Annotated in this window: 21 protein-coding genes and 1 tRNA gene; 17 read left to right on the top strand and 5 right to left on the bottom strand. The window is 61.6% G+C overall.

The genetic code is table 11. The features are described 5' to 3' along the window. Together KIH45_RS09310 and KIH45_RS09305 are read left to right on the top strand one after the other, a co-directional pair. A complete protein-coding gene (locus KIH45_RS09310) occupies positions 1-1,305 on the top strand; it encodes an ATP-binding protein (RefSeq protein ID WP_098106756.1) in 1,305 nt (434 codons plus the stop codon). After that, a complete protein-coding gene (locus tag KIH45_RS09305; protein WP_213175711.1) occupies positions 1,302-3,476 on the top strand; it encodes a DEAD/DEAH box helicase in 2,175 nt (724 codons plus the stop codon). Before KIH45_RS09310 ends, KIH45_RS09305 begins: the two co-directional genes overlap by 4 nt. Before the next feature lie 28 nt (positions 3,477-3,504). On the opposite strand, the gene KIH45_RS09300 is transcribed toward KIH45_RS09305, so the two are convergent. Together KIH45_RS09300 and KIH45_RS09295 are read right to left on the bottom strand one after the other, a co-directional pair. Next, positions 3,505-3,783 (bottom strand): conjugal transfer protein TraD, encoded by a 279-nt coding sequence (locus KIH45_RS09300; RefSeq protein WP_225899782.1) that lies wholly within the window; start codon positions 3,781-3,783, stop codon positions 3,505-3,507. Beyond that, positions 3,761-4,066 (bottom strand): conjugal transfer protein TraD, encoded by a 306-nt coding sequence (locus KIH45_RS09295; protein ID WP_213175710.1) that lies wholly within the window; start codon positions 4,064-4,066, stop codon positions 3,761-3,763. The genes KIH45_RS09300 and KIH45_RS09295 overlap by 23 nt, the downstream gene beginning before the upstream one ends. Positions 4,067-4,239: 173 nt before the next feature. Here KIH45_RS09295 and traA point away from each other — a divergent pair, with 173 nt between their 5' ends. Continuing rightward, the gene (gene traA / locus KIH45_RS09290) at positions 4,240-7,137 is read left to right on the top strand and encodes a Ti-type conjugative transfer relaxase TraA (protein ID WP_213175709.1); all 2,898 of its coding nucleotides are present in this window, start codon (positions 4,240-4,242) and stop codon (positions 7,135-7,137) included. A 10-nt stretch (positions 7,138-7,147) separates the two neighbouring features. After that, entirely contained in the window at positions 7,148-7,918 is a 771-nt protein-coding gene (locus tag KIH45_RS09285) for a DUF6118 family protein (RefSeq protein WP_213175708.1), read from the top strand. Positions 7,919-7,979: 61 nt separating this feature from the next. Here the strand turns inward: KIH45_RS09285 and KIH45_RS09280 are convergent, their stop codons facing one another. From KIH45_RS09280 to KIH45_RS09270, 3 genes are all read right to left on the bottom strand, one after another. After that, positions 7,980-8,645, bottom strand: coding sequence for a hypothetical protein (locus KIH45_RS09280; protein ID WP_141521574.1), 666 nt, complete (start codon positions 8,643-8,645; stop codon positions 7,980-7,982). A 43-nt stretch (positions 8,646-8,688) separates the two neighbouring features. Next, positions 8,689-9,753 carry a hypothetical protein gene (locus tag KIH45_RS09275; protein ID WP_213175707.1) on the bottom strand — a complete coding sequence of 355 codons (1,065 nt, stop codon included), beginning with the start codon at positions 9,751-9,753 and terminating at the stop codon, positions 8,689-8,691. A 270-nt stretch (positions 9,754-10,023) separates the two neighbouring features. Then, positions 10,024-10,100 (bottom strand) — tRNA-Arg (locus KIH45_RS09270). A gap of 132 nt (positions 10,101-10,232) precedes the next feature. Here KIH45_RS09270 and KIH45_RS09265 point away from each other — a divergent pair. The 13 genes from KIH45_RS09265 (at position 10,233) to KIH45_RS09205 (ending at position 21,299) form a co-directional block, all read left to right on the top strand. Continuing rightward, positions 10,233-10,610 carry a hypothetical protein gene (locus KIH45_RS09265; protein WP_213175706.1) on the top strand — a complete coding sequence of 126 codons (378 nt, stop codon included), beginning with the start codon at positions 10,233-10,235 and terminating at the stop codon, positions 10,608-10,610. A 65-nt stretch (positions 10,611-10,675) separates the two neighbouring features. After that, complete coding sequence (locus tag KIH45_RS09260; protein WP_213175705.1) at positions 10,676-11,188, top strand: MmcB family DNA repair protein; 513 nt, start codon at positions 10,676-10,678, stop codon at positions 11,186-11,188. 82 nt (positions 11,189-11,270) lie between these two features. Next, positions 11,271-12,011, top strand: coding sequence for a sterol desaturase family protein (locus KIH45_RS09255; RefSeq protein WP_213175704.1), 741 nt, complete (start codon positions 11,271-11,273; stop codon positions 12,009-12,011). Next, the gene (locus KIH45_RS09250; RefSeq protein WP_225899781.1) at positions 12,008-12,442 is read left to right on the top strand and encodes a DUF2141 domain-containing protein; all 435 of its coding nucleotides are present in this window, start codon (positions 12,008-12,010) and stop codon (positions 12,440-12,442) included. The genes KIH45_RS09255 and KIH45_RS09250 overlap by 4 nt, the downstream gene beginning before the upstream one ends. Positions 12,443-12,466: 24 nt before the next feature. Next, on the top strand, positions 12,467-13,345 hold the full coding sequence (locus KIH45_RS09245; RefSeq protein ID WP_273544149.1) for an HpcH/HpaI aldolase/citrate lyase family protein: 879 nt from the start codon (positions 12,467-12,469) through the stop codon (positions 13,343-13,345). A 117-nt stretch (positions 13,346-13,462) separates the two neighbouring features. Continuing rightward, complete coding sequence (locus KIH45_RS19520) at positions 13,463-14,311, top strand: PAS domain-containing protein (RefSeq protein WP_213175703.1); 849 nt, start codon at positions 13,463-13,465, stop codon at positions 14,309-14,311. Positions 14,312-14,346: 35 nt separating this feature from the next. After that, complete coding sequence (locus KIH45_RS09235; protein WP_213175702.1) at positions 14,347-15,468, top strand: phosphatase domain-containing protein; 1,122 nt, start codon at positions 14,347-14,349, stop codon at positions 15,466-15,468. Between the two features lie 81 nt (positions 15,469-15,549). Next, positions 15,550-16,920, top strand: coding sequence for a M48 family metalloprotease (locus KIH45_RS09230; protein WP_213175701.1), 1,371 nt, complete (start codon positions 15,550-15,552; stop codon positions 16,918-16,920). Positions 16,921-16,929: 9 nt separating this feature from the next. Then, complete coding sequence (locus KIH45_RS09225) at positions 16,930-17,706, top strand: DsbA family protein (RefSeq protein ID WP_213175700.1); 777 nt, start codon at positions 16,930-16,932, stop codon at positions 17,704-17,706. A 179-nt stretch (positions 17,707-17,885) separates the two neighbouring features. After that, positions 17,886-19,103, top strand: coding sequence for a sensor histidine kinase (locus KIH45_RS09220; RefSeq protein ID WP_213175699.1), 1,218 nt, complete (start codon positions 17,886-17,888; stop codon positions 19,101-19,103). Between the two features lie 16 nt (positions 19,104-19,119). Then, positions 19,120-19,917 (top strand): LytR/AlgR family response regulator transcription factor, encoded by a 798-nt coding sequence (locus KIH45_RS09215; protein ID WP_213175698.1) that lies wholly within the window; start codon positions 19,120-19,122, stop codon positions 19,915-19,917. A 166-nt stretch (positions 19,918-20,083) separates the two neighbouring features. Continuing rightward, entirely contained in the window at positions 20,084-20,941 is an 858-nt protein-coding gene (nadC, locus tag KIH45_RS09210) for a carboxylating nicotinate-nucleotide diphosphorylase (protein WP_213175697.1), read from the top strand. A gap of 94 nt (positions 20,942-21,035) precedes the next feature. Continuing rightward, positions 21,036-21,299, top strand: coding sequence for a hypothetical protein (locus tag KIH45_RS09205; protein ID WP_225899780.1), 264 nt, complete (start codon positions 21,036-21,038; stop codon positions 21,297-21,299). Positions 21,300-21,308: the final 9 nt, after the last annotated feature.

Below are 21,308 nucleotides of genomic sequence, written 5' to 3'. Positions count from 1 at the left end.
ATGTCGAGACTGAAACCGCGCGAACGCGACGCCATCGCTCAGGCGCTACGCGCCGGTGTTGTTCCCAAATTGGGGCTTCGGCACATCCAGGTTGGACGAGCTCGTGAGATCGAGGAACTCGTCAAGGACATGGACCGGATCGCCGATGGCGGTTCAGCCATTCGTTTCATCATCGGCGAGTATGGCTCCGGCAAGACCTTCTTCATGAACCTGATCCGGCTTGTCGCGCTCGAAAAGGGGCTGGTCGTCATGTTTGCCGACCTTGCCCCGGATCGCCGCATCCACGCGACCGGCGGGCAAGCACGGGGCCTCTACGCGGAGATGGCGCGAAATCTTGCAACCCGTACCAAGCCAGATGGAGGTGCATTGTCGAATGTTGTCGAGCGGTTTATCAGCCAGGCCCAGCACGATGCCGAGGCGCAAGAACAATCGACAGATGACATCATTCGCCAGCGCCTTGCCCATTTTGAAGAACTGACTGGAGGCTTCGACTTCGCGCAGGTGATCCGCCGGTATTGGGAGGGGCACGAAACCGGCGATGAAGAGCTGAAATCGGCGGCGATCAGATGGCTGCGCGGCGAATTTGCAACCAAAACGGATGCTCGCAAGGCTCTTGGTGTTCGCACTATCGTCCATGACGCCAGCGTCTACGACCACCTCAAACTGATGTCGGCCTTTGTCTGTGAAGCTGGCTACAAGGGCCTGCTCGTTGGCCTTGACGAGATGGTCAACCTCTACAAGCTGACTTCATCGCAAGCACGCAACGCCAACTATGAGCAAATCCTGCGCATTCTGAACGACGTGCTCCAAGGCAGCGCGGAGAACCTTGGGTTCCTCATGGGAGGAACGCCGGAATTCCTCATGAATACGCGGCGCGGCCTCTACAGCTATGAAGCCCTCCAGTCTCGCCTCGCAGAGAACACCTTTGCGCGTGACGGACTGGTCGATCTCTCCGGGCCGGTCATTCGACTAGCCAGCCTCACGCCCGAAGATTTGTTCGTGCTTCTGGCCAACATTCGCGCCGTTATGCAGGGCGATGAAGCAATCCTGCCAGACAACGCCTTGGAAGCGTTTATGGCGCACTGTTCGGACAGGATCGGGGAGGCCTATTTCAGAACCCCTCGGAACACGGTCACGGCATTCGTGAATCTTCTGGCGGTGCTCGAACAAAACCCCGGCGTCGAATGGTCGGACCTCATCGAAGAGCTCGACGTGGCGGAGGATTCTGGTGACGACATGAGCGACGTGGATGAGAGCGTTGGCGCTGTCCCTGAGAATGACGAGCTAGCCAGCTTCCGACTGTGAGCACGGCGTTCGACAAGCTGGCTCGACCAATCCAGAAAAGGATTCGTCAGCAAGGCTGGAAGGAATTGCGCGATATTCAGGCGCGCGCAACGCACGTGCTTATGGACGGCAATCGCGACCTGATTGTCGCCGCCAGCACCGCCGGAGGCAAGACTGAAGCCGCATTTCTCCCGCTACTGTCGCAGGTGCTCGACGAACCCAGTGAGGACTCCGGATTTGATGTTCTCTATGTCGCGCCGCTGAAAGCGCTCATCACCGATCAGGCGCGGCGACTTGAAGACATTTGTCGCAATACAGACATGCCTATCACCCCGTGGCATGGCGACGTTTCGTCATCGGTAAAGGCTAAGGCTACCAAGCGACCGAGGGGCGTGCTGCTTATCACCCCGGAGTCCCTTGAAGCGCTATTCATTCGACGCGGATTGGAGATTCCGAGGCTGTTTGGCGCAACGCGCGCAGTCATTCTCGATGAATTGCATTCGGTCCTCGACAGTGAGCGTGGCATCCAGATGCGTTCGCTTCTCACGCGTCTCGAAATTGCTCTCAAGAGACCTATTCGCCGGGTCGGTTTGTCGGCCACACTCGGAGATATGGAACTGGCGAAGGTTTATCTTCGTCCTGACAGCCCTGGCGAAGTCGAACAAATCATTGCCGAAGGTGGGGCAGCCGAATTGCAGCTTCAGCTCCGGGGCTACGTTGCTGGTGACAAGGACGATGAAGGCCCTTCAGCGACGGATGCCATTGCGCAGCACCTATTCGAGCACCTGAGAGGCAGCGACAATCTTGTCTTTGGCGGTGCGCGTCAGGCAGTTGAAATCTACTCAGATCGGTTGCGCGCACTTTGCGAAAAGGAACATCTGCCGCAGGAGTTTTACCCTCACCACGCCAGCCTATCGCGCGAGCATCGAGACTTCGTCGAACGCCGCCTGAAAGATGGTACTGCGCCGACGACTGCCATCTGCACTTCCACTCTGGAATTGGGAATCGACATTGGCGATGTGACCTGTGTCGGCCAGATTGGCGCACCATTCAGCGTCGCGTCGCTCAGGCAAAGGCTTGGCCGATCAGGGCGGCGACCGGGCAAGCCAGCCATCCTTCGGCAATACACAGTCGAGGCGAAGCTCACGCCTACCAGCAATTTTTCGGATCGTCTTCGCCTTGGGATGGTGCGGGCCATTGCGATGATCGAATTGCTTTTGGAAGGCTGGTGCGAACCGCCGCAACGCGAGGCCCTGCACCTTTCGACCCTAGTTCACCAAATCCTCTCGGTGATCGCCGAGAGGGGCGGAATACGTGCGCAACAACTATACGGGATTCTCTGCCAAAGCGGACCATTCCGCCAGATCGATACCCAGTTGTTTCTGGATGTCTTGCGAGCACTCGGGCAACCCGAGGTCGCGCTCATTGAGCAAGCCAGCGATGGCCTTCTCTTGCTCGGTGCCAATGGCGAGAAGCTGGTTGAGCACTATAGCTTCTACGCCGTATTTCAGACACCCGAGGAATACCGGCTGATTTCCGGCGGTAAGGAGCTTGGGACACTTCCGATCGACAACATGATCGCGCCGGGAATGCTTCTCATTTTTTCGGGTAGGCGCTGGCTGGTGCAGGAAGTTCTCGACCGGGATCGTGTCATTTTGGTTGCACCGGCCAAAGCCGGAGTGCCGCCCATTTTTGGGGCGACCCTTGGCAACATCCACGACCGCGTGATCGAGCGAATGTTCGATGTTTTGGAGGGACAGAAGCGCCCGATCTATCTTGATGCAACAGCGCTGGAGCTACTCGACGAGGCGCGCAGCCATCACGGCCAGCTGCAATTTAACCCCGGAAGGATTGCGCAACTCAGCGACAAAGCTGCTGTCATAGCGACGAAAACGGGTTCCGTTCGGACAACGACCCTAGCACTCGCCCTTCGCGCGAGCGGCTTTACCGTGCAGACACACGACGGGTTTCTCGAAGTGTTCGGAAAGGACGAAAGCCCGGATTTGATTAACGCACTTTCGGGCCTGGCAGATGGCAAAGAGGTGGACCTATTTGCGCATTCGCCGAACCTGTTGTTCGAGAAATTCCATCCTCACTTGACGGAGGAATTGCTGCAAAGAGATGCCTTGTCCGCTCACCTAGACGCTAGCGGATTGGCTGAGTTGACCCGCTCAATTTTAGGACGGGATTAGCATACCAATTGCCGTTCGGACTGCTCCCCTATCCATCATTCGATTGCTCAGCCTCAAACGCCCGCTTGCCCTTGCGCCGGAACAGCACCAGCGCCTGCGCACCATCCGGACCGCGCAGCTTGGCGGCGACGGTGAGGAACGCACCGTAGAGCGCGGCGCGATCATCGTCAGTCAACTCGACCAGATCGGCCTTGGCGACCAGGCCGCCCAGTTCGATCAGTTGCCGGGTCCGCTCGCGGCGCTTGACCTGCCATTCGCGCATGTCGGTCCGTGCCTTTGCCGCCTCAAGCCGATGCCGCGCCGCCATCGAACGGGAGAGTGCCTTCCGGCTGCTGGCCAGGTCCGTTCGCAGTGTCTCGTGGCTTGCGCTGAAAGAAGGCCGCGCCGCGTTTGCGCCAGCCCTCCCCGGTTGCCTTGTCGGTATTGGCGGCAGCGTCGAGCAGCGCGCCTGCCAGGATATCGGCATCGAGCGCGTCGGCTCCGGTTGCCGTCACCAACGCTCCAAGGTCGCGTACGCGGCGCTCCTTTAGCTGCTTTGCCTTGTCGGCAAGCGCCTTCAGTTCCGAATCAAAATCGCGGGGTTTGCGCAAGAGAAGTCTCCATCGTTGATGTGATGGAGCCATGATAATCGGTGAGCTTTCCCAATGCAGTAAGGTCGCCGGGACAGTGTGAACCCGCCTAGTCCCGATCAGGATTTTATCATGAGAGGGCGCGCTTATACGTCGTGCCGACGCGGGCTTTGCGGTGTAACTGGATTGCCGTCATGGCAATCTTTCACTTCAGCGCAAAGATCATCGGAAGGTCGAGCGGACGCAGCGCCGTTGCGGCGGCGGCCTATCGCGCGGGCGAGCGCCTGCACGATGAGCGGATCGACAGAACCCATGATTTCACCAACAAGGCAGGCGTTCTTCATTCCGAAGTGATGCTGCCAAAAGGCGCGCCTGAAACCTTCGCCGACAGGGCCACCTTGTGGAACGCAGTCGAGGCCGCCGAAAAGCGCAAGGATGCCCAGCTATCCCGCGAGGTCGAATTCGCCCTGCCCCGCGAGCTGCCCAAGAAGGACAACATCAAGCTGGCGCGCGAGTTCGTCAAAGCCGAGTTCGTCGAGAAGGGCATGATCGCCGACCTCAATGTCCATTGGGATATCGGCGAAGATGGCAAGGCCAAGCCGCACGCGCATGTCATGCTGACGATGCGGGAAATTGGGCGCGAGGTCACAAAGGACGGCTTTGGCGCAAAGGTCCGCGACTGGAACAAGACCGCGCTGATCGAGCAATGGCGTGAGCGCTGGGCCGATCATGTGAACCGCGCGTTGGCGGAACGCGACATCGATGCGCGGATCGATCACCGCAGCCTGGAAGCGCAGGGCATTGCGCTGGAGCCGCAGGACAAGATCGGCCCTGCCGCCTCACGCATTGGCGGGCGTGGACTGGAAGCCGAGCGTATCGAGGAACACCGCGCGATTGCCCAGCGCAATGGTGAGCGGATCATCGCCAACCCGGCGCTGGCGCTGGATGCGATCACCCACCAGCAGGCGACCTTCACCAGGCGCGATCTTGCCGCCTTCGTTCACCGGCATAGCGACGGCAAAGATCAGTTCGATGCCGCCTACAATGCGGTGCGCGCATCGCCCGACCTGATTGCGCTGGGCAAGGACGGACGCGGGCAGGATCGCTTCACGTCTCGGGCAATGATCGAGACCGAACAGCGCCTGTATCGCGCCGCAGACGCATTGGCGCAGCGCACCGGTCACGCCGTCAATGATGTGCAACGAAACGCCGCGCTTGTCAGCGCGGCCAAGCGCGGCCTGGTCCTCTCTGGCGAGCAGAAATCTGCATTCGAACATGCAACCAACAGCAAGGGCCTCGCGGTCGTGGTCGGCTATGCGGGAACCGGCAAGAGCGCGATGCTGGGAGTGGCGCGCGAAGCGTGGGAAAGCGCAGGCTACGCTGTGCGCGGCGCAGCCCTGTCCGGCATCGCCGCCGAGGGGCTGGAGAACGGTTCCGGCATCGCATCGAGCACCATCGCCAGCCTTGAACACCAATGGGGCAAAGGACGCGAGCAACTCACCGCCAGGGATGTGCTCGTCATCGACGAAGCGGGCATGGTCGGCACACGCCAAATGGAGCGCGTACTGTCCCATGCCGCGAAAGCTGGATCGAAGGTTATCCTGGTAGGCGACCAGCAGCAGCTTCAGGCCATCGAAGCAGGTGCGGCGTTCCGGGCAATCCACGAACGCCAAGGAGGGGTCGAGATCAGCGAGGTTCGCCGCCAGCTTTCCGCATGGCAGCAGGATGCGACCAGGCAGCTTGCAATAGGCCGAACCGGCAAAGCGATCCGCACCTACGAGGAACGCGGCATGGTCCATGCCGCCCACACGCGCGCGGATGCACGGACGGCGCTGATCGAGCGCTGGAATCAGGAACGGAGGACCGCCCCAGACGACAGCCGCATCATCCTCACCCACACCAATGACGAAGCGCGCGAGCTAAACGACATGGCGCGCGGAAAGATGCGTGAGGCTGGCGCATTGGGTGCAGATGCCGCGATCAAGGCGGCACGCGGCGAGCGCCAGTTCGCATCGGGTGACCGTATTATCTTTCTGCGCAACGAGCGCGGGCTTGGGGTGAAGAACGGGACGCTCGGCACGGTGGAGAAGGCTAGCGCACAAGGAATAGCCGTGCGCACCGATGATGGCCGCGAAGTTACCTTCGACACCAAGGACTACGCGCACATCGATCATGGCTACGCGGCCACGATCCACAAAGCGCAGGGCATCACGGTGGATCGTGCCCATCTACTCGCCACGCCGGGTATGGATAGTCATTCCGCCTATGTCGCCATGTCGCGCCATCGCGAGGGGCTCGCGCTCCATTATGGCCACGATGACTTTGCCGATCAGTCGAAACTTGTCCGCACGCTGAGCCGCGAGCGCGGGAAGGACATGGCGGGCGATTACAAGCCCGAGCAGGCTTTCGCCGAACTACGCGGCATCACCTTCCGCGAGCGAATCTTGGAGATAGTTTGGCAAGTGCCGGAGAAGGCCAAATCCATCTTCGGGAATTTCCGTCCGCAGGCCCGACAGCTTGAGCCGCTGCCGGTGCAGGGAAACACGCAAAACGAACAGCGCCGCGCGGTCGAACGCTACGCCCGCGCGCTTGGTGATCTCGGCTCGATGCAGGCGCAAGGTTTGCCCGTTCTCCCGCACCAGAAGGATGCGCTGGAGAAGGCAGAAAAGGCCCTCGACGCGATCCGGCCCCATGCCGCCACCGATCTCGCTAATGCACTTGAGCGGCGTCCTGCGCTGATCGCAGAGGCCGCAGGCGGACGCAGCCAGGAGGCCATGCGCGCCATGCAGCACGAAGCCGCCGTTCGCACCGATCCGGCGCTGCGAACCGAGCGCTTTGTCAGCGACTGGCAGGGTCTGAGCACGGCGCGCAAGCAGCTTGAACAACAGGGCGACCGCGCAGGCGCTGCCCAAGTATCGGCCAAGCAGAACGAACTGTTGAAGGGGCTTGAACGCGATCCGCAGGTCGAAGGTCTGCTGCGCGGCAAGGCCCGCGAACTCGGCATCGATCCGAAGCCCGAACGCAGCATCGCCAAAGAACTGACCGCAACCCTCACCCGCGAGCGCACCCGCGCTTTCGACATGGGCATTTAGGAGAAACGACATGGACGACGACCATATCGAAGAAGTGCAGCTGGACCTCGAAGTCGAGGAACCGCTAGCCCCGGAACCAGAACCGGAGGCGGTGACGGAAACCGATCCGGCCACGGAAGCCTTCGCCCGTCTCGAAGGCGAAATGGCAATGGTACGCCATACCGTCCAGAACATGGCCAGGGAGCGAGCCGACATCGTGATCCCGGACTACACGGCAACGTTTAGCAAGATGGCCAATCAGCTAGAGCGGGTCTCCGACAGTTTGACAGCCATCGGCAACAAACCCGCCATCGAGCTGACGCCGGAAGACATTGCCGTTCAGATCAAGCGTGCCTCGCACGACATGCTGCGCGATACCAGCGACCTGCTCCGGCAGGGACGTAGGGACTTCGACAGCGCAACCGGGCAGCTCAGTGCGATGGTGGGGCGTGTCCGCGCCGAGGCCGAGCAGAAACGGCAGGCCTCGCACTTTGCAAGTATGGGGTTGGTTGTCGGCATCCTGCTGTGGTCGATTCTTCCCGGCACCATCGCCCGCGCCATGCCCGAAAGCTGGCAATGGCCCGAAAGGATCGCTCGCAAGGCGGTTGGCGAACCGACCATTTTGGAAGCGGGTATACGGTTGATCCGGTCACAGAACCCGGAAGCGTGGGAAGAATTGGCGGCAGCGCAGCGCATCTTCAGCGCAAACCGTGAAGCCTTCGAACGCTGCATTGAAAAAGCGGGAAAGGTTGAGCGTTCGGTCGGTTGTGAGTTTCAGATCGAGCCGCAAGGACGCCCATGAAATTCCTATCCATTGGTTTCTATCCGGTCTCGAATCTTGCTCGATCCCTTCTCCAGATAGGCTATAGCGCTTCCATTCGCAGGTAAGGCAGGCAAATCGCCTCTATGGTCGCAATTGACGTGTCAATCGCATCCGACACCTCGTTTTCCTCGCCCGCGGTGCGCTTGTTGGCGGCAAACAATGCCCGGCGAATCTTGACCGTGAAATCGCGGTCGGTGCCGTTGTAATCGTCAACGTAGGCGTCGGCGTATGTCCGCACGATATGGAATTGATGGTGCAGCGTCTCGATCGCGTTTTCCAAGTCCTCGCCGAAGAGCGCGCGCGCCATCGGCAGGCAATCCTCTAGCTTCGTCCGATCGTCGAGCAATTGATTGGCCCGCATGTAATAGGCTTGAGCGGTGATGAGACGCTTTTGCTTTTCCTCGACGATGCTGTTTCGCCATTTCGGCTCACTGCTGTTCAATTTTTCTTCTGCTGCCGCTAGCTCCCCTCCAGACATCCATGGCGATCGAAGGTATCCCAGCGCACGCCTCGCGTTGTAGGCCGCGTGCAGGATGACCTCGGCTTGATCCCGATTCCGCTCTGCCAGCTTTTGATGCTTCCAAGCTGACAAGCCCATCCTTGCGGCAGCATAGACGGCGACCGCCCCGCCAAGCGTTCCCACACCTTGCATCATCGTCCCGGTGGCGGCCCAATCAATATTCGTCCAAGATTCCACAAGGCACATCGTCACTCGCCCCTGATTTGATCGCCTGATTGCAGCTCTAGCCTCAATTCAACGATTGAAGAAAGTTTAGCACTTGATCGACATCGTTCGTCACCACGCATCTATAGAGCTGATCGAGCCTGAGCCCCTGATGTCTAATAGACCGGGTAACTCCGGCCTCGGTGAAAAACGCATCGCAATAGCCCAGCGCCGCAGCCGCATGGCCAAAATCGAATAGATCATTTCCGGTCATCGCCTTGCTGCGATAATCCCAACGAAAGAGGGCATTCAGGCAGGCGTGCACATGGATTGTCGGCAGTCGGCTCCGATGCTCCCCGCCTAGCATGGCGTGCACGAGATTCACGGCCATTTGGCTGTTCTGTTCGGAGCGCTCCACATCAGGTCCGAAATTGCCTAGCCGAGCGATAATCTGCCCAAGAATGGGCTCAGCCACCTCAGCGACGCCTCGCAACTCATCCGACAGCACGGATTCGAACGATGTCATTTCCGCCTGATGGACACGATTGCCCTCATTGAGCTTGTCGGCCAGCGCGGCCATGTCGCGGGTCATATCGAATTCGGTGCGATCAAGGCCTCCAGCGACGGCGGAGAGCGGCTGCTGCCAGACATGATCGAAGAACGCCTTTTGGATGGCCAACTGCGTTTCAGGCGGGAATCGATCGTCGCTCACATGGAAATTGCCCATGGTGTAGGCGAGGCGCGTCCACACGCGCGGCAGGGCTGTCGCGTTCGGTGCAAGCGACCAGTGAATGACAGCCTCAAGCTCATCCTCGGTTCGCTCCGGCTCGGGCATCAATGACACGCCCAAGCTCAATTCCTCGATGACCTCCAAAGTCGCCTGGCGACGGGCATCATCACCGATTTTCATCAGCTCCAAGAATGACGTCGCTGAGATCGGGCAAAAGATGCGACCTTGGTGTGCCAGTCGCTCTAGATGATGGACTAGCTTTCTCTCGCGCGGGTCGGTGCGGATGCCGCTGCGGACCTCGCGGGCAATTACCCAAAATCGAAGGTCGAGATAGACCGGCGTGCGCTCGGCAAGGTCATCGCTCAGCGCTTGGCAGCATTTCCCAATGTGCGCCTCGATCGAGACATCGGGATGCGCCATGTGATGCTCTATGGAGGCCATCAAGAGCGAATATCACGAACGGCAACGTGCAACTAACCTTCTCAGGTGGAAGGTAGAGGCGAATCCTACTCGATCTCCCGCTATGACCGAACATTGTCTCTCAATTTGAATCCCGGGTTCGGGCCAAGATGTCTCGAACGGCCCCAGAATGTGCCGGAAAAGCCCGCACATTGTGTGGGGTCAATCGTAGGAACGCTTTTTACAAGTCAGCCAAATTCTGTTTGAAAACAACGCACTGAGGCAGTTGACTGGCGCACCCGACAGGATTCGAACCTGTGGCCTCTGCCTTCGGAGGGCAGCGCTCTATCCAGCTGAGCTACGGGTGCGCGGTTCCTTGTGGAACGAGGCAGCCGCTTAACAGCACTCGGCGCCCCTTGCCAGTATATTTGCGACGGTAATTTACGGGACGGAGGCGGGCGTTAGCAGTTTTTCAACGCTGTCCTGCCACGTTAACCTTCATGAGCGCAGTTCAGGACTTTCCGATCGACGATGCAGGCAACCGCGTGGGGTGCGAGGAAGACATCCTTGCCGCACGCTGGGCCGCGATGCACCAGGCCGCAGATGCGATTGCCAAGATGCTTGGCCAGCCGGCTGCGGGCTCGGAACGCGCCATGTCGCTCTATCCGGTTGGGCTTCCCGGCGGCGATCTGGCCGAACTGGAAGACGCAACCGGCGATCTTCACGCGATGATGGAACAAGGGCTCTACGCCATTCTTCGCGCGCGTGAGAACGGGGCCGAGGCCAAGGTCGCGGCCAAGACGCTGCTCACCCGCTTTGAAAATCGCCGCCGCGACTTGCTCAGCCAGGAGCGTGAGAACGCCGACCTCGCTGCCTGAACGTTTTGCACCGGCAGGCGTTTCGGCGCTTGCCATGTTCCCATTTCGTTCCATACAATCGCGGCATGATCGAATCAGCCGCCATCCCTATCCGCGAGCCTGTCGCAGACGCGCTGGCCGGTGCTGCCGCTGTTGCGCGGGGTATCGGGCGCCTTATGGCGCGCAACGACATCTGGACGATTCCCGAAATGCCGCTGGTGGGCGGAAGGCGGGCCGATCTGATGGGGATCGACGCGCGCGGCAAAGTCGTGATCGTGGAGATCAAGGTGTCACGTGCCGACCTTCTCGGCGATTCGAAGTGGACCGATTATCTTGACCATTGCGACCGGTTCTATTGGGGCCTTTCACCGGACCTTGACCGGCAGTGTCTTGAAAGCGCGGATTTCCTGCCCGAACGCTGCGGTGTGATCGTTGCGGACAGTTATGACGCGGAAATCCTGCGCCCAGCCCCCCTTCTGAAGCTGGCGCCGGCGCGGCGGCGTGCGGAAGTGGAGCGGCTGGCCCGATGCGCCATGCGGCGGCGGCAAGTTGACTTCGATCCGCACTGCGCACCTTGGGGCGGCGAACACTCAGGCTGATTTGGCGTAGGCGGGGCACAACCTGCCACCCCGCTATCTTCACGCTCATATTATCGGTAAACCCGCCCCTATGGACGGGATCATGACGACGAGCGCGCTGATCGCGGTCGCCGCATCGGCAGCGGCGATGACGGTGATCGTCGGTGTGCGTTACCTGCTGACCAGCGGCGGTTTTGCGCTGGCGACGCGGTCGGTTCGGCCCGGCCTTTACAAGGGTCTCGACAGCCAGATCGGCAAGGAAATCCGCTGGTCTCTGCTGTCCGCCGCGATCTACGGCATTCCCGCCGGCATCGTCGCGTGGGGCTGGCAGGAGAGGGGCTGGACACAGATCTATACCGACCCCGCCGCGATGCCATTGTGGTGGATGCCGGTTTCGTTGCTCGTCTATCTCTTCGCGCACGATACCTGGTTCTACTGGACCCACCGCTGGATGCATGCGCCGCGCCCGTTTCGCATTGCGCACGCCGTCCACCATGCCAGCCGCCCGCCCACGGCCTGGGCCGCAATGGCGTTTCACCCGATCGAGGCGATTACCGGTGCGGTGGTGATCCCCGCACTCGTCTTCGTCGTCCCGATCCATGTGGGTGTTCTGGGCGGGGTTCTTGCGATCATGACCGTCATGGGCGTAACCAACCACATGGGCTGGGAAATCTTTCCGCGTAGGCTTGTTCACTCGCGCTTAGGGAGCATGCTGATAACGGCCAGTCATCACCAGGTTCACCACGAGAAGTATCGATGCAATTACGGGCTCTATTTCCGGTTCTGGGACCGGCTATGCGGAACGGACGCGGGACTGGCGAAACCGGGCTGGGACGGACGATGAAGATGCGCCGCCTTCTCCTGCCGCTCGCCGCCCTGCCGCTGATTGGCGCCACGCCCAAGGCGGGCGCGGATATCGATGTGATGGTATCGAACATGCGGTCCGAGGACGGCCAGGTCTTCGCCTGTCTGGCGCCTGCGAAGGATTCGTTTCCTGACTGCAAAGGCATCGGCGGCATGGACATGAAAATCCCCGCGACTGAGGCAGGGCATTTTACATTCCACAACGTCGCCCCCGGCCATTACGCCATTGCGATCCTCCACGACGAAAACGGCAACGGAAAGATCGACAAGGCGTTGATGATCCCGAAGGAAGGCTTTGGCTTTTCGCGTGACGCACCCGTCCGCATGGGCCCGCCGCCGTTCAAGGCCGCGGCCTTCGATGTCGGCAGCGAAGACGTCACCCAGCCGATCAAAATGCGCTACATCCTCTAATCGCGCTTACCCGGAGAACTGATCTTGCCCGAACTGCCGCTGCTGCTGCGCTCGGTCCTTTACATGCCCGGCTCGAACGCGCGGGCGATCGCGAAAGCGCGCACGCTCGACGCCGATGCGGTGGTGATGGACCTTGAAGACGCCGTCGCGCCCGAGGCGAAGGTTGAGGCGCGCAAGTTGATCGCCGAAGCGCTGCACGAAGGCGGCTTTGGCTCGCGTTATCGCGTCGTGCGGATCAACGCGCTTTCGACCGAGTGGGGCGCGGACGACATCGCCTCGATGGAAGGCGTGCCGCTGGACGCGATCCTTGCGCCCAAGGTCGGCAGTGCGGCTGATGTCGCGCAACTGGCCGCTGCAATGCACGAGGCAGGTTTCGGGCCTGAAGTCGCGCTCTGGGCCATGATCGAGACGCCCGAGGCCATCCTCAACCTCTCGGAGATCACGGCCGCGGCGAAAGACAGCCCGCTCGCCTGTTTCGTCCTGGGGCTCAACGATCTTGCCAAAGATACCGGCATTGCGCAGCTGCCCGGCAGGGCCGCCTTCCAGCCCGTCCTGACGATGAGCGTGATCGCCGCCCGCGCCCAGGGTCTTGCCGTAATCGACGGCGTCTGCAACGCGCTGGACGACGAGGCACGCCTTGTCGCCGAATGCGAACAGGCACGCGACGGCGGCTTCGACGGCAAGACGCTGATCCATCCCAAGCAGGTCGAACCGGCCAACACGGTCTTTGCGCCAAGCGAAGATGACATCGCCGAAGCACGCGCAATCGTCGACGCTTTCGCCGATCCCGCGAACGCCGGAAAGGGCGCGCTGCGGGTTAACGGCAAGATGGCCGAACGGCTGCACCTGGCGCAGGCGGACAAGTGCCTTCGCCGGGCACAAGTCATTGCAGACAGGCGATAAACTTATATCGGGCCGAACAGGGTTAATTTAACACCGCGTTTACCCTTTCCGGCGATACTCCCCCTTCCAGACAGGCATGGGCGATGGCCCTGCCTACGCGGGATCGGGGGAATCGAGATGGATACAGTCAAAGGCGGCTTCGACGATTGGCTCGACGCTGGCGACACCCTCGAACTTGCCGGTTACGAGGAACAGATCGTCGAGGAAACTCGCGACACCGGGTCCAGCCCGCCACCCCCCGCGATCGGACAGGACGAACGCCGCATGCAAGTGCGCGCCTACAATCTGTGGGCCGACATGCTTGGCCACCGGGCCTATCCCGATATTCGCGATCTCGATGCGGCCAGTGATCCCGACTTTGCGGATTTCTCGATCCTGCTCGACTTTTCCAGCGGCATCGAGGACCCGACCGTCATGCACCTCGGTCGCCGTCTGGCCGAAGAATGCGGCGCAACCGGCACTCGCGTGATCGGACAGCTTTCCGATGTTCCGGCAGGCTCATTGCTGTCGCGCATCACCGATCACTACGTCCAGATTCTTGCTCGCCAGGCGCCGATCGGGTTCGAGGCGGAATTCGTGAACCGCCGCGGCGCGCTGATCGTCTATCGCGGCATCCTGCTTCCTTTCTCCAGCGACGACCGCAAGATCGATCACATCTACGGCGTGCTGAACTGGAAAGAAGTGGCCGATACCGGCATCGCCGATCTGGTGTCGGGCGAACTGGCAGGGGCCTTCCTCCAGGCGGGCGAAGGTGCGGTCCGCGCTGAAGACCCGCTGCCCGCCCCGCTGTCACGCCGCCTGCGCGCGATCACGCCGACTGGGTTCGACGCGCTCGACGATGACGGGCCGGAATTCACGCTGCTGATGGCGCGCCGCATGTCGTCGGGCAATGTTGCGCTGCTGGGTGAGATTCCATTCGATCCGGCGCTGATGCGTCAGGCCGCGAACAAGCTACAGGGCCGCTAAGGGGCACAAAACGCCTTCGGCCTCGTTGGTCGGGTATGCCTTTCTTCGGACACCCGCCCCACGTCTTTCCCTATTTCGGCCATCGCAATGATAGCCGCCTGACCATTACCGCCCGCGCGCTGCGCGCGCGTGAGCCGAGTTGGGACCACCAAAGCGACTTTGCCAAGATCCGCGCGCTCTGGTCGCAGTTCGCCTCCAAGGAACATCCCCGCCTGCCCGTCTCGCTGGTGATCGGCGCGCCCGACGGCAGCGAGTGGCGGCACGAAGGCGTCACCAATGACGAAGGCTTCGTCCGTTTCGATGTAGAGGTCGATGGCTGGGGCCTGCCTGCAACGACCGCGTGGGAAACGGTCCGCTTCGAATGGCAGAACGACAAGGGCGCGCAGAGTGCCGAGGGTTATGTCCTCGCGCCCGGTACCGACGCGAACCTCGCCGTCATTTCCGACATCGACGACACGATCATCGAGACCGGCATTACCGGCGGCATTTCCAACGTCGCGCGCAATTGGCGGCGCCTACTGGCAACGATGCCGTCGGACAGGACGCAAGTGCCCGGTGCAGGCAAACTCTACGGTAATCTGGCAGGCGCGGTCGCAGGTAAGGACGATCCCGGCACCCGCCGTATCGCGACCGAGCGGCCCTTCTTCTACATCTCGTCGAGCCCGTGGAACCTGTTCCACTACCTCGTCGCCTTTATGGAATCGCGCTCGCTTCCGCTTGGGCCCATCCACTTGCGCGACTGGGGTTTCGACCGTGCGACGCTGGGATCGTCGGGGCACGGCCTTCACAAGCGCATGGCCGCAACCGCGCTGCTCGAAGCCTATCCGCACATGCGTTTTGCGCTGATCGGCGATGATACGCAGGGCGATCTGGTCGCTTTTTCGGAAATCGCGATGGAGAACCCGGGCCGAGTTGCGGCGATCTTCATCCGCATGAACGGCGAACCGCACACGCCCGAAGAACTGGCCGCCAAGGCGCATATCGAAGATGCGAACATCCCGCTTTGGCTGGGCGACAGCTTCGACGTCGGGGCTGATTTCCTCGACCGTATCGGCGTTTCGCCCGCGGGCGATACCGCGCAGATCGTGGAGACCATCGAGGAAGAAGGCCCCGCCGCAGACCCGTCCGATGTGGCACAATCCGCCCAAGACGCTTGAGCCTGCGGCCTTCCCGGCTTAATCCCCCGTTCAGCGCCCGACGGCCAATCCGGCAAGCAGACGTCCGGACGCCAGGCAGACATGCAAAGAACCCTGTTCAAACCGCTGGCGCACATCGCCATGCTTCTCGCGCTCGCCCTTCTGGGTGCGCGGCCCGCTCTTGCACAGTCCGTGCTGCGCGATGCGGAGACCGAGGCGCTCCTCAAGGACATGAGCGCGCCGATCATCGCGGCTGCGGGGCTTGAGCCCAGCAATGTCGACATCGTCCTCCTCGACGAGCCATCCGTAAACGCCTTCGTCGCAGGCGGACAGGCGATTTACATCCATTCGGGCCTCATAAACGAGGCGGACACGGCCTTGCAGGTGCAGGGCGTGATCGCGCACGAACTGGGCCACATTACCGGCGGCCACGTCATCAATTTCTCGCAAGGTGCGAAGGCGGCCAGCAACATCTCGATCATCTCGCTTCTCCTCGGCGCTGCGGCGGCTGTCGCTGGCGGGGGTGAAGCGGCGATGGGCGTGATCGCGGCGGGCCAGCAGGCGGCGATGGGCAAGTTCCTCGCCTTCACGCGCGGTCAGGAATCGGCAGCCGACCTTGCCGGCGCTGAATATCTTTCCGGCGCGGGTCTTTCGGGTCGTGGATCGATCGAGTTCTTCCAGAAGCTGCAATCGCTGGAACATCGCGCAGGTTATTTCGCAAAAGAGGAAGACACGTTCTTTCGCACTCACCCCCTGTCGCGCGACCGTATCGAGACGCTGACCGCGGTCTATGAAAAGGACCCGGCGTGGAAGATGCCTTCCGATCCGCGGATCGAAGAACGCTTCCGCCGCGTGAAGGCCAAGCTCTACGGCTATCAGGCAGAGCCCAAGGCAACGCTCGTCGCCTATCCCGAAACCGACACTTCCATCGCCGGCCACTACGCCCGCGCCTTTGCCCGCAACAAGGAAGCGCTGATTAGCCAGTCGGTCCAGGAGATCGACGCCCTGATCGCGGCAGAGCCGGAAAATCCCTACTTCCTCGAATTGAAGGGGCAGGTCCTGCTCGAATCCGGCAAGCCCGCCGAAGCGCTCGACCCGCTGCGCCGCGCGGTGGAAATGTCAGGTAACGAGCCCCTGATCGCCACGATGTTCGGCCATGCCCTGATCGCGACCGAAGATCGCAGCCATTACGAAGAGGCCGAAGGTATCCTGCGCACCGCTGTCGCACGCGACCGCTACAACCCGACCGCGTGGTACTTGCTGGGCCGCATTTATGGCGAACGCGGCGATACCCCGCGCGCCCGCCTTGCCAGTGCCGAACAACAGATGCTGACCGGCAGGCCGCAGGCCGCCTTGCACAGTGCCACCGCCGCCGAAGCAGGGCTTCCGGCAGAAACCGTCGACTGGCTGCGCGCGCAGGATATCAAGCTCGAAGCGCGGGCCATCATTGAACAGCAGAAGAAGCGCAGGTAAAACGAACCCATGAACCTTGCTGCCAAGCCTTTCCGCCTGACCGCCGCGATCGTCGCGATCGCCCTTGCTGTCGCCGCCGCCATCTGGGTCGTCACGGCCCGTGGAGCATCCCCGGAAAGCGAGGCGGACGCCGCGGTTCGCGCCGCAGGTTTCGACCCGGAAGAACGCGCCGCGATCGAGGCGCTGGTGCGCAACTACCTGCTCGAAAACCCCGAAATCCTGCCCGAAGTCGTCGACCGTCTGCGTGAAAAGCAGGCCGAGGAGGCAATGGCCGGCATTCAGGAACAGCTCTTCACGCCCTATCCGGGTGCCTATCTCGGCAATCCGCAAGGCACGAAGGTGCTCGTCGAATTCAGCGACTATGCCTGCGGCTTCTGCAAGAAGTCGGTCGAGGCCGTGGATGAACTCATCGCCGAAGACCCGAACCTGAAGGTCGTGATCCGCGAATTCCCGATCCTGTCGCAAGGCAGCGTCGATGCCGCCAAAATGGCCCTCGCCGCCGCGCATCAGGGCAAGTACGGGGAATTCCACAAGGCGATGTACGAAGTCGGCAAGCCAACGCCCGAAAATATCGAGAAAGCCGCGCGTCAAGCCGGTCTCGATATCGCAATGGCCAAGGAAGCCGCCGCCAGCAACGCCATCGCCGCAGAGATCGAGGCGAACCGCGCCTTTGCCAACCAGCTCCAGTTCGACGGCACGCCCGCATGGGTGACGCAGGACCAGACGCTGCAGGGTGCAGTCGGCAAGGCTGCACTTGCCAGTGCGCTATCCGGCAAGGGCGGCTGACCGCTTCGTCTCACCCGATCGGCGGCGCGGCCTGGCGTTTATGACAGGCCCGCCTTCTTCACGACTGTGCCGATGATCGCCAACACGGTCCCATGATACGCGCCGGGCGCAAGCCATGGTCGATTCTTGGGCCCGCGGGAGTGCTGTCGCGTGACACGCGATTGCGCTATCAGTCTGGTATGTCCGTTCTTCCCGTCGCCCCCGTACCTTTCTTTGCCGACAAGAACCGCGCGTTCTGGCGCCTTCAGGCGCTGGGCTGGGGCGGTGCGATGGTGCTGCGCGCGATGTCGAGCCTCGCCAATGCGCAGCCGTTCTCGTTCCTGCTGTTGGTGTTCCTCGCAACGGTCACGGGTTTCTCGCTCAGCCTCGTGCTCTCGGTCATCTATCGCAACCTGATGAACCGCCGCGCGATCGTGACGTGGGGCGTTACTGCGATCGTGCTGGCCGCAGCCGTGGGCGTTTATGCCTTTATCGATTCCTGGGTCATTTCGCTCTACCGGCCCAGTGCCGAACCCAATTTCGCGCAGCTGTTCCTCGGCGTGTTCTACTTGGACCTCACGCTACTGGGCGCATGGTCCGCGCTCTATTACGCGATCAACTTCTACCTGCAGGTGGAAGAGGCGAACGACCGCCTGCTTGCGCTCGAAAACCAGGCGACGAGCGCGCAGCTTGCCATGCTGCGTTACCAGCTGAACCCGCACTTCCTGTTCAACACGCTGAACTCGATCTCGACGCTGGTGCTGCTGAAACAGACAGAGCCTGCGAACGCCATGCTGTCGCGGCTCTCCAGCTTCCTGCGCTATACGCTGGTCAATCAGCCGACGGGCCGCGTCACGGTCTCGCAGGAGATCGACACGCTGAAACTCTACCTCGATATCGAGCGGATGCGGTTCGAAGAACGCCTGCGCACCCGTTTCGACATCGCGCCGGGCGTGGCCAGCGCGCTGCTGCCCTCGCTCCTGCTCCAGCCGCTGGTTGAAAACGCGATCAAATACGCGGTCAGCGCGCAGGAATCAGGCGCGGAGATCACCGTGAAGGCCGAACGCATCGCCGATATGCTGCGCATTACCGTGTCCGACACCGGCCCCGGCATCCCGCGCGGCAAGCGGCCCGACGACGTCATCGGCGTTGCCCACGGCGAAGGCATGCATTCCACCGGCGTCGGGCTTGCCAACATCCGCGAAAGACTGGCGCAGGCCTATGGCGAGGCGCAGCGCTTCGACATCGTTTCGCGCCCGCAGGACGGGTTCTCCGTCATCATCGAAATTCCGTTCGACACCGAACCTGACGAGGACGACGAGGCGTACGAAGGCAAGAAGGGCGCAGGGGCGCCTGCCATCGGACGCCGGATCGCTGAAACCTTGTCGTCCGCTACCCGTTTACCGTCAAACACGTGACAGGATTCCAATTCTCATGACCATCAGAACTATTCTGGTCGACGATGAAAAGCTCGCCATTCAGGGCCTTCAGGTCCGGCTTGAGCCTTTCTCCGACATCGAGGTGATCGCCACCTGCTCCAACGGGCGCGAGGCGATCCGTGCCATCAAGACCGAGAAGCCGGATCTGGTTTTTCTCGACATCCAGATGCCCGGGTTCGACGGTTTCTCCGTCGTGAAGGGCGTGATGGACGTCGATCCGCCGCTTTTCATCTTCGTTACCGCCTATTCCGAACATGCCCTCAAGGCATTCGAGGCGAACGCGGTCGACTACCTGATGAAGCCGGTAGAGGAAGACCGCCTTGCCGACGCGATCGAACGCACCCGCACGCGCCTGAGCGAGCGCAAGGGCCTTGAAGAGGTCGAGAAGCTGAAGAACGTTCTGGCCGAAGTCGCTCCCGATGCGATGGACCAGATGACGGACGAGGATGTCGGCGCCGATTCCCGGTACGAAAAGATGCTGAACGTGAAGGACCGCGGTCAGATTTTCCGCGTGGATGTCGACACGATCGAACACATCGAGGCTGCGGGCGATTACATGGTGATCTCCACCGGAGAGAACTCGCTCGTCCTGCGCGAAACGATGAAGGATCTAGAACGCCGCCTCGATCCGCGCGCGTTTCAGCGGGTGCACCGTTCGACGATCGTCAACCTGAACCAGGTCCGCCAGGTCAAGCCGCACACCAACGGCGAATGCTTCCTCGTGCTCGATTCCGGTGCCGAGGTGAAGGTCAGCCGCAGCTACCGCGACGTGGTTGCGCGCTTCGTGCATTGATTTGTGTGCCCGCCCTTCGGGGCGGGCGCCCTCAAACGCCGGGCAGCCCCCATCCGGGGCCTTGGCTTCCTCGCATAAGCTCGGGCGGCCGTTTGGCCTTGCGGGTGTCGCTTCGCGCCCCGATATCCGGGCCGACATCTGAAACAGCTTCTTACAAAGGCACTGCATGACTTTCTCGCTTCCCGGCTTCGACCTTGACCGCTTTGTCCGCGAAACTCTTGCGGAGGATCTTGGCGAGGGTTTGCCGGGTGGCGGGCAAGACGTGACTTCGGAAAACGTGATCCCCGCCGACGCGCGCTTTTCCGGCGTGATGGACAGCCGTGATGCGATCACCGTCGCGGGCCTGCCGATTGCCGCGGCCTTCTTCCGCGCGCTCGACCCGACCTGTTCGATCGAGGTGCTGATCGCCGATGGCGAGGCCGTCGATGCCGGGACCGACCTGATGCGCATCAACGGCAATGCCCAAGCGCTGCTGACGGCAGAACGTAGCGCATTGAACACCGTGCAGCACTTGTCGGGCATCGCGACGATGACCGCGACCTACGTTGCCGCGATGGACGGGCACGCTACCCTGCTCGACACGCGCAAGACCATTCCGGGCCTTCGGCACCTCGAAAAGTACGCCACCCGCATGGGCGGCGCGCAGAACCACCGCATGGGGCTCTGGGACGCGGCGATGATCAAGGACAACCACGTCGCCGTGGCAGGCTCCGTCGGCGAAGCCGTTGGCCGCGCGGTGCGCGCCGGGGTTCAGAACATCATCTGCGAGGTCGACCGCCTCGACCAGATCGAACCCGCGCTGAAAGCGGGCGCAACGCATCTCCTGCTCGACAACATGGGGCCGGACACGCTGCGCAAGGCCGTCGCGCTGATCGACGGGCGCGTGCCGGCAGAAGCTTCGGGCGGGGTCAATCTCGACACCATCGGCCCGATCGCGGCGACGGGCGTGAACTACGTCTCTGTAGGCCGCCTGACGCAAAGCGCACCTGCCGCCGACATCGGGCTGGATTTCCAGCCGCTTTAGGAGGGTTTTGTGCCTCAAAGCGGAATGGGATCCAGCGGTACTATTTGCGGATGTCAGTAAAAAGTGACATTTCTTATCTATGAAACGACGAAGGATGAAGCAGATAGGCGTAGGTATAGCGCTGGCCGCCGCATTTCCATTTGTGGCACCCATTGCTTTTACTTTACCTGATCGCGCCACGGAAATACTGGTCGCCCAAGGCTATACCGAGATTCAGACCACGGGCTACGCCTACTTCGATTGTGGGGCGGACGATTTATTCGCCACCGCCTTTGAAGGCACGAGTCCGTCAGGCCAGCGAGTTGAAGGGGCCGTCTGCTCTGGTCTGCTCAAGGGCAACACCGTCCGTCTCGATTGACAGTGCTCC

The sequence above is a fragment of the Croceicoccus gelatinilyticus genome (genome assembly GCF_018398395.1).
Taxonomy (GTDB): Bacteria; Pseudomonadota; Alphaproteobacteria; order Sphingomonadales; family Sphingomonadaceae; genus Croceicoccus; species Croceicoccus gelatinilyticus.
Note: the sequence above shows the minus strand (reverse complement) of the source record. Positions and strands in the feature narration are given on the sequence as shown.

What these genes read in the sequence shown, in the direction of transcription:
- KIH45_RS09285 (WP_213175708.1), top strand. Translation starts at nt 7,148, where the DNA reads ATGGACGACGACCATATCGAAGAAGTGCAGCTGGACCTCGAAGTCGAG.
- nadC (WP_213175697.1), top strand. Translation starts at nt 20,084, where the DNA reads ATGACTTTCTCGCTTCCCGGCTTCGACCTTGACCGCTTTGTCCGCGAA.
- KIH45_RS09275 (WP_213175707.1), bottom strand. Translation starts at nt 9,753, where the DNA reads ATGGCGCATCCCGATGTCTCGATCGAGGCGCACATTGGGAAATGCTGC.
- KIH45_RS09215 (WP_213175698.1), top strand. Translation starts at nt 19,120, where the DNA reads ATGACCATCAGAACTATTCTGGTCGACGATGAAAAGCTCGCCATTCAG.
- KIH45_RS09220 (WP_213175699.1), top strand. Translation starts at nt 17,886, where the DNA reads ATGTCCGTTCTTCCCGTCGCCCCCGTACCTTTCTTTGCCGACAAGAAC.
- KIH45_RS09300 (WP_225899782.1), bottom strand. Translation starts at nt 3,783, where the DNA reads ATGGCGGCGCGGCATCGGCTTGAGGCGGCAAAGGCACGGACCGACATG.
- KIH45_RS09230 (WP_213175701.1), top strand. Translation starts at nt 15,550, where the DNA reads ATGCAAAGAACCCTGTTCAAACCGCTGGCGCACATCGCCATGCTTCTC.
- KIH45_RS19520 (WP_213175703.1), top strand. Translation starts at nt 13,463, where the DNA reads ATGGATACAGTCAAAGGCGGCTTCGACGATTGGCTCGACGCTGGCGAC.
- KIH45_RS09265 (WP_213175706.1), top strand. Translation starts at nt 10,233, where the DNA reads ATGAGCGCAGTTCAGGACTTTCCGATCGACGATGCAGGCAACCGCGTG.
- KIH45_RS09205 (WP_225899780.1), top strand. Translation starts at nt 21,036, where the DNA reads ATGAAGCAGATAGGCGTAGGTATAGCGCTGGCCGCCGCATTTCCATTT.
- traA (WP_213175709.1), top strand. Translation starts at nt 4,240, where the DNA reads ATGGCAATCTTTCACTTCAGCGCAAAGATCATCGGAAGGTCGAGCGGA.
- KIH45_RS09250 (WP_225899781.1), top strand. Translation starts at nt 12,008, where the DNA reads ATGAAGATGCGCCGCCTTCTCCTGCCGCTCGCCGCCCTGCCGCTGATT.
- KIH45_RS09235 (WP_213175702.1), top strand. Translation starts at nt 14,347, where the DNA reads ATGCCTTTCTTCGGACACCCGCCCCACGTCTTTCCCTATTTCGGCCAT.
- KIH45_RS09255 (WP_213175704.1), top strand. Translation starts at nt 11,271, where the DNA reads ATGACGACGAGCGCGCTGATCGCGGTCGCCGCATCGGCAGCGGCGATG.
- KIH45_RS09225 (WP_213175700.1), top strand. Translation starts at nt 16,930, where the DNA reads ATGAACCTTGCTGCCAAGCCTTTCCGCCTGACCGCCGCGATCGTCGCG.
- KIH45_RS09280 (WP_141521574.1), bottom strand. Translation starts at nt 8,645, where the DNA reads ATGTGCCTTGTGGAATCTTGGACGAATATTGATTGGGCCGCCACCGGG.
- KIH45_RS09310 (WP_098106756.1), top strand. Translation starts at nt 1, where the DNA reads ATGTCGAGACTGAAACCGCGCGAACGCGACGCCATCGCTCAGGCGCTA.
- KIH45_RS09260 (WP_213175705.1), top strand. Translation starts at nt 10,676, where the DNA reads ATGATCGAATCAGCCGCCATCCCTATCCGCGAGCCTGTCGCAGACGCG.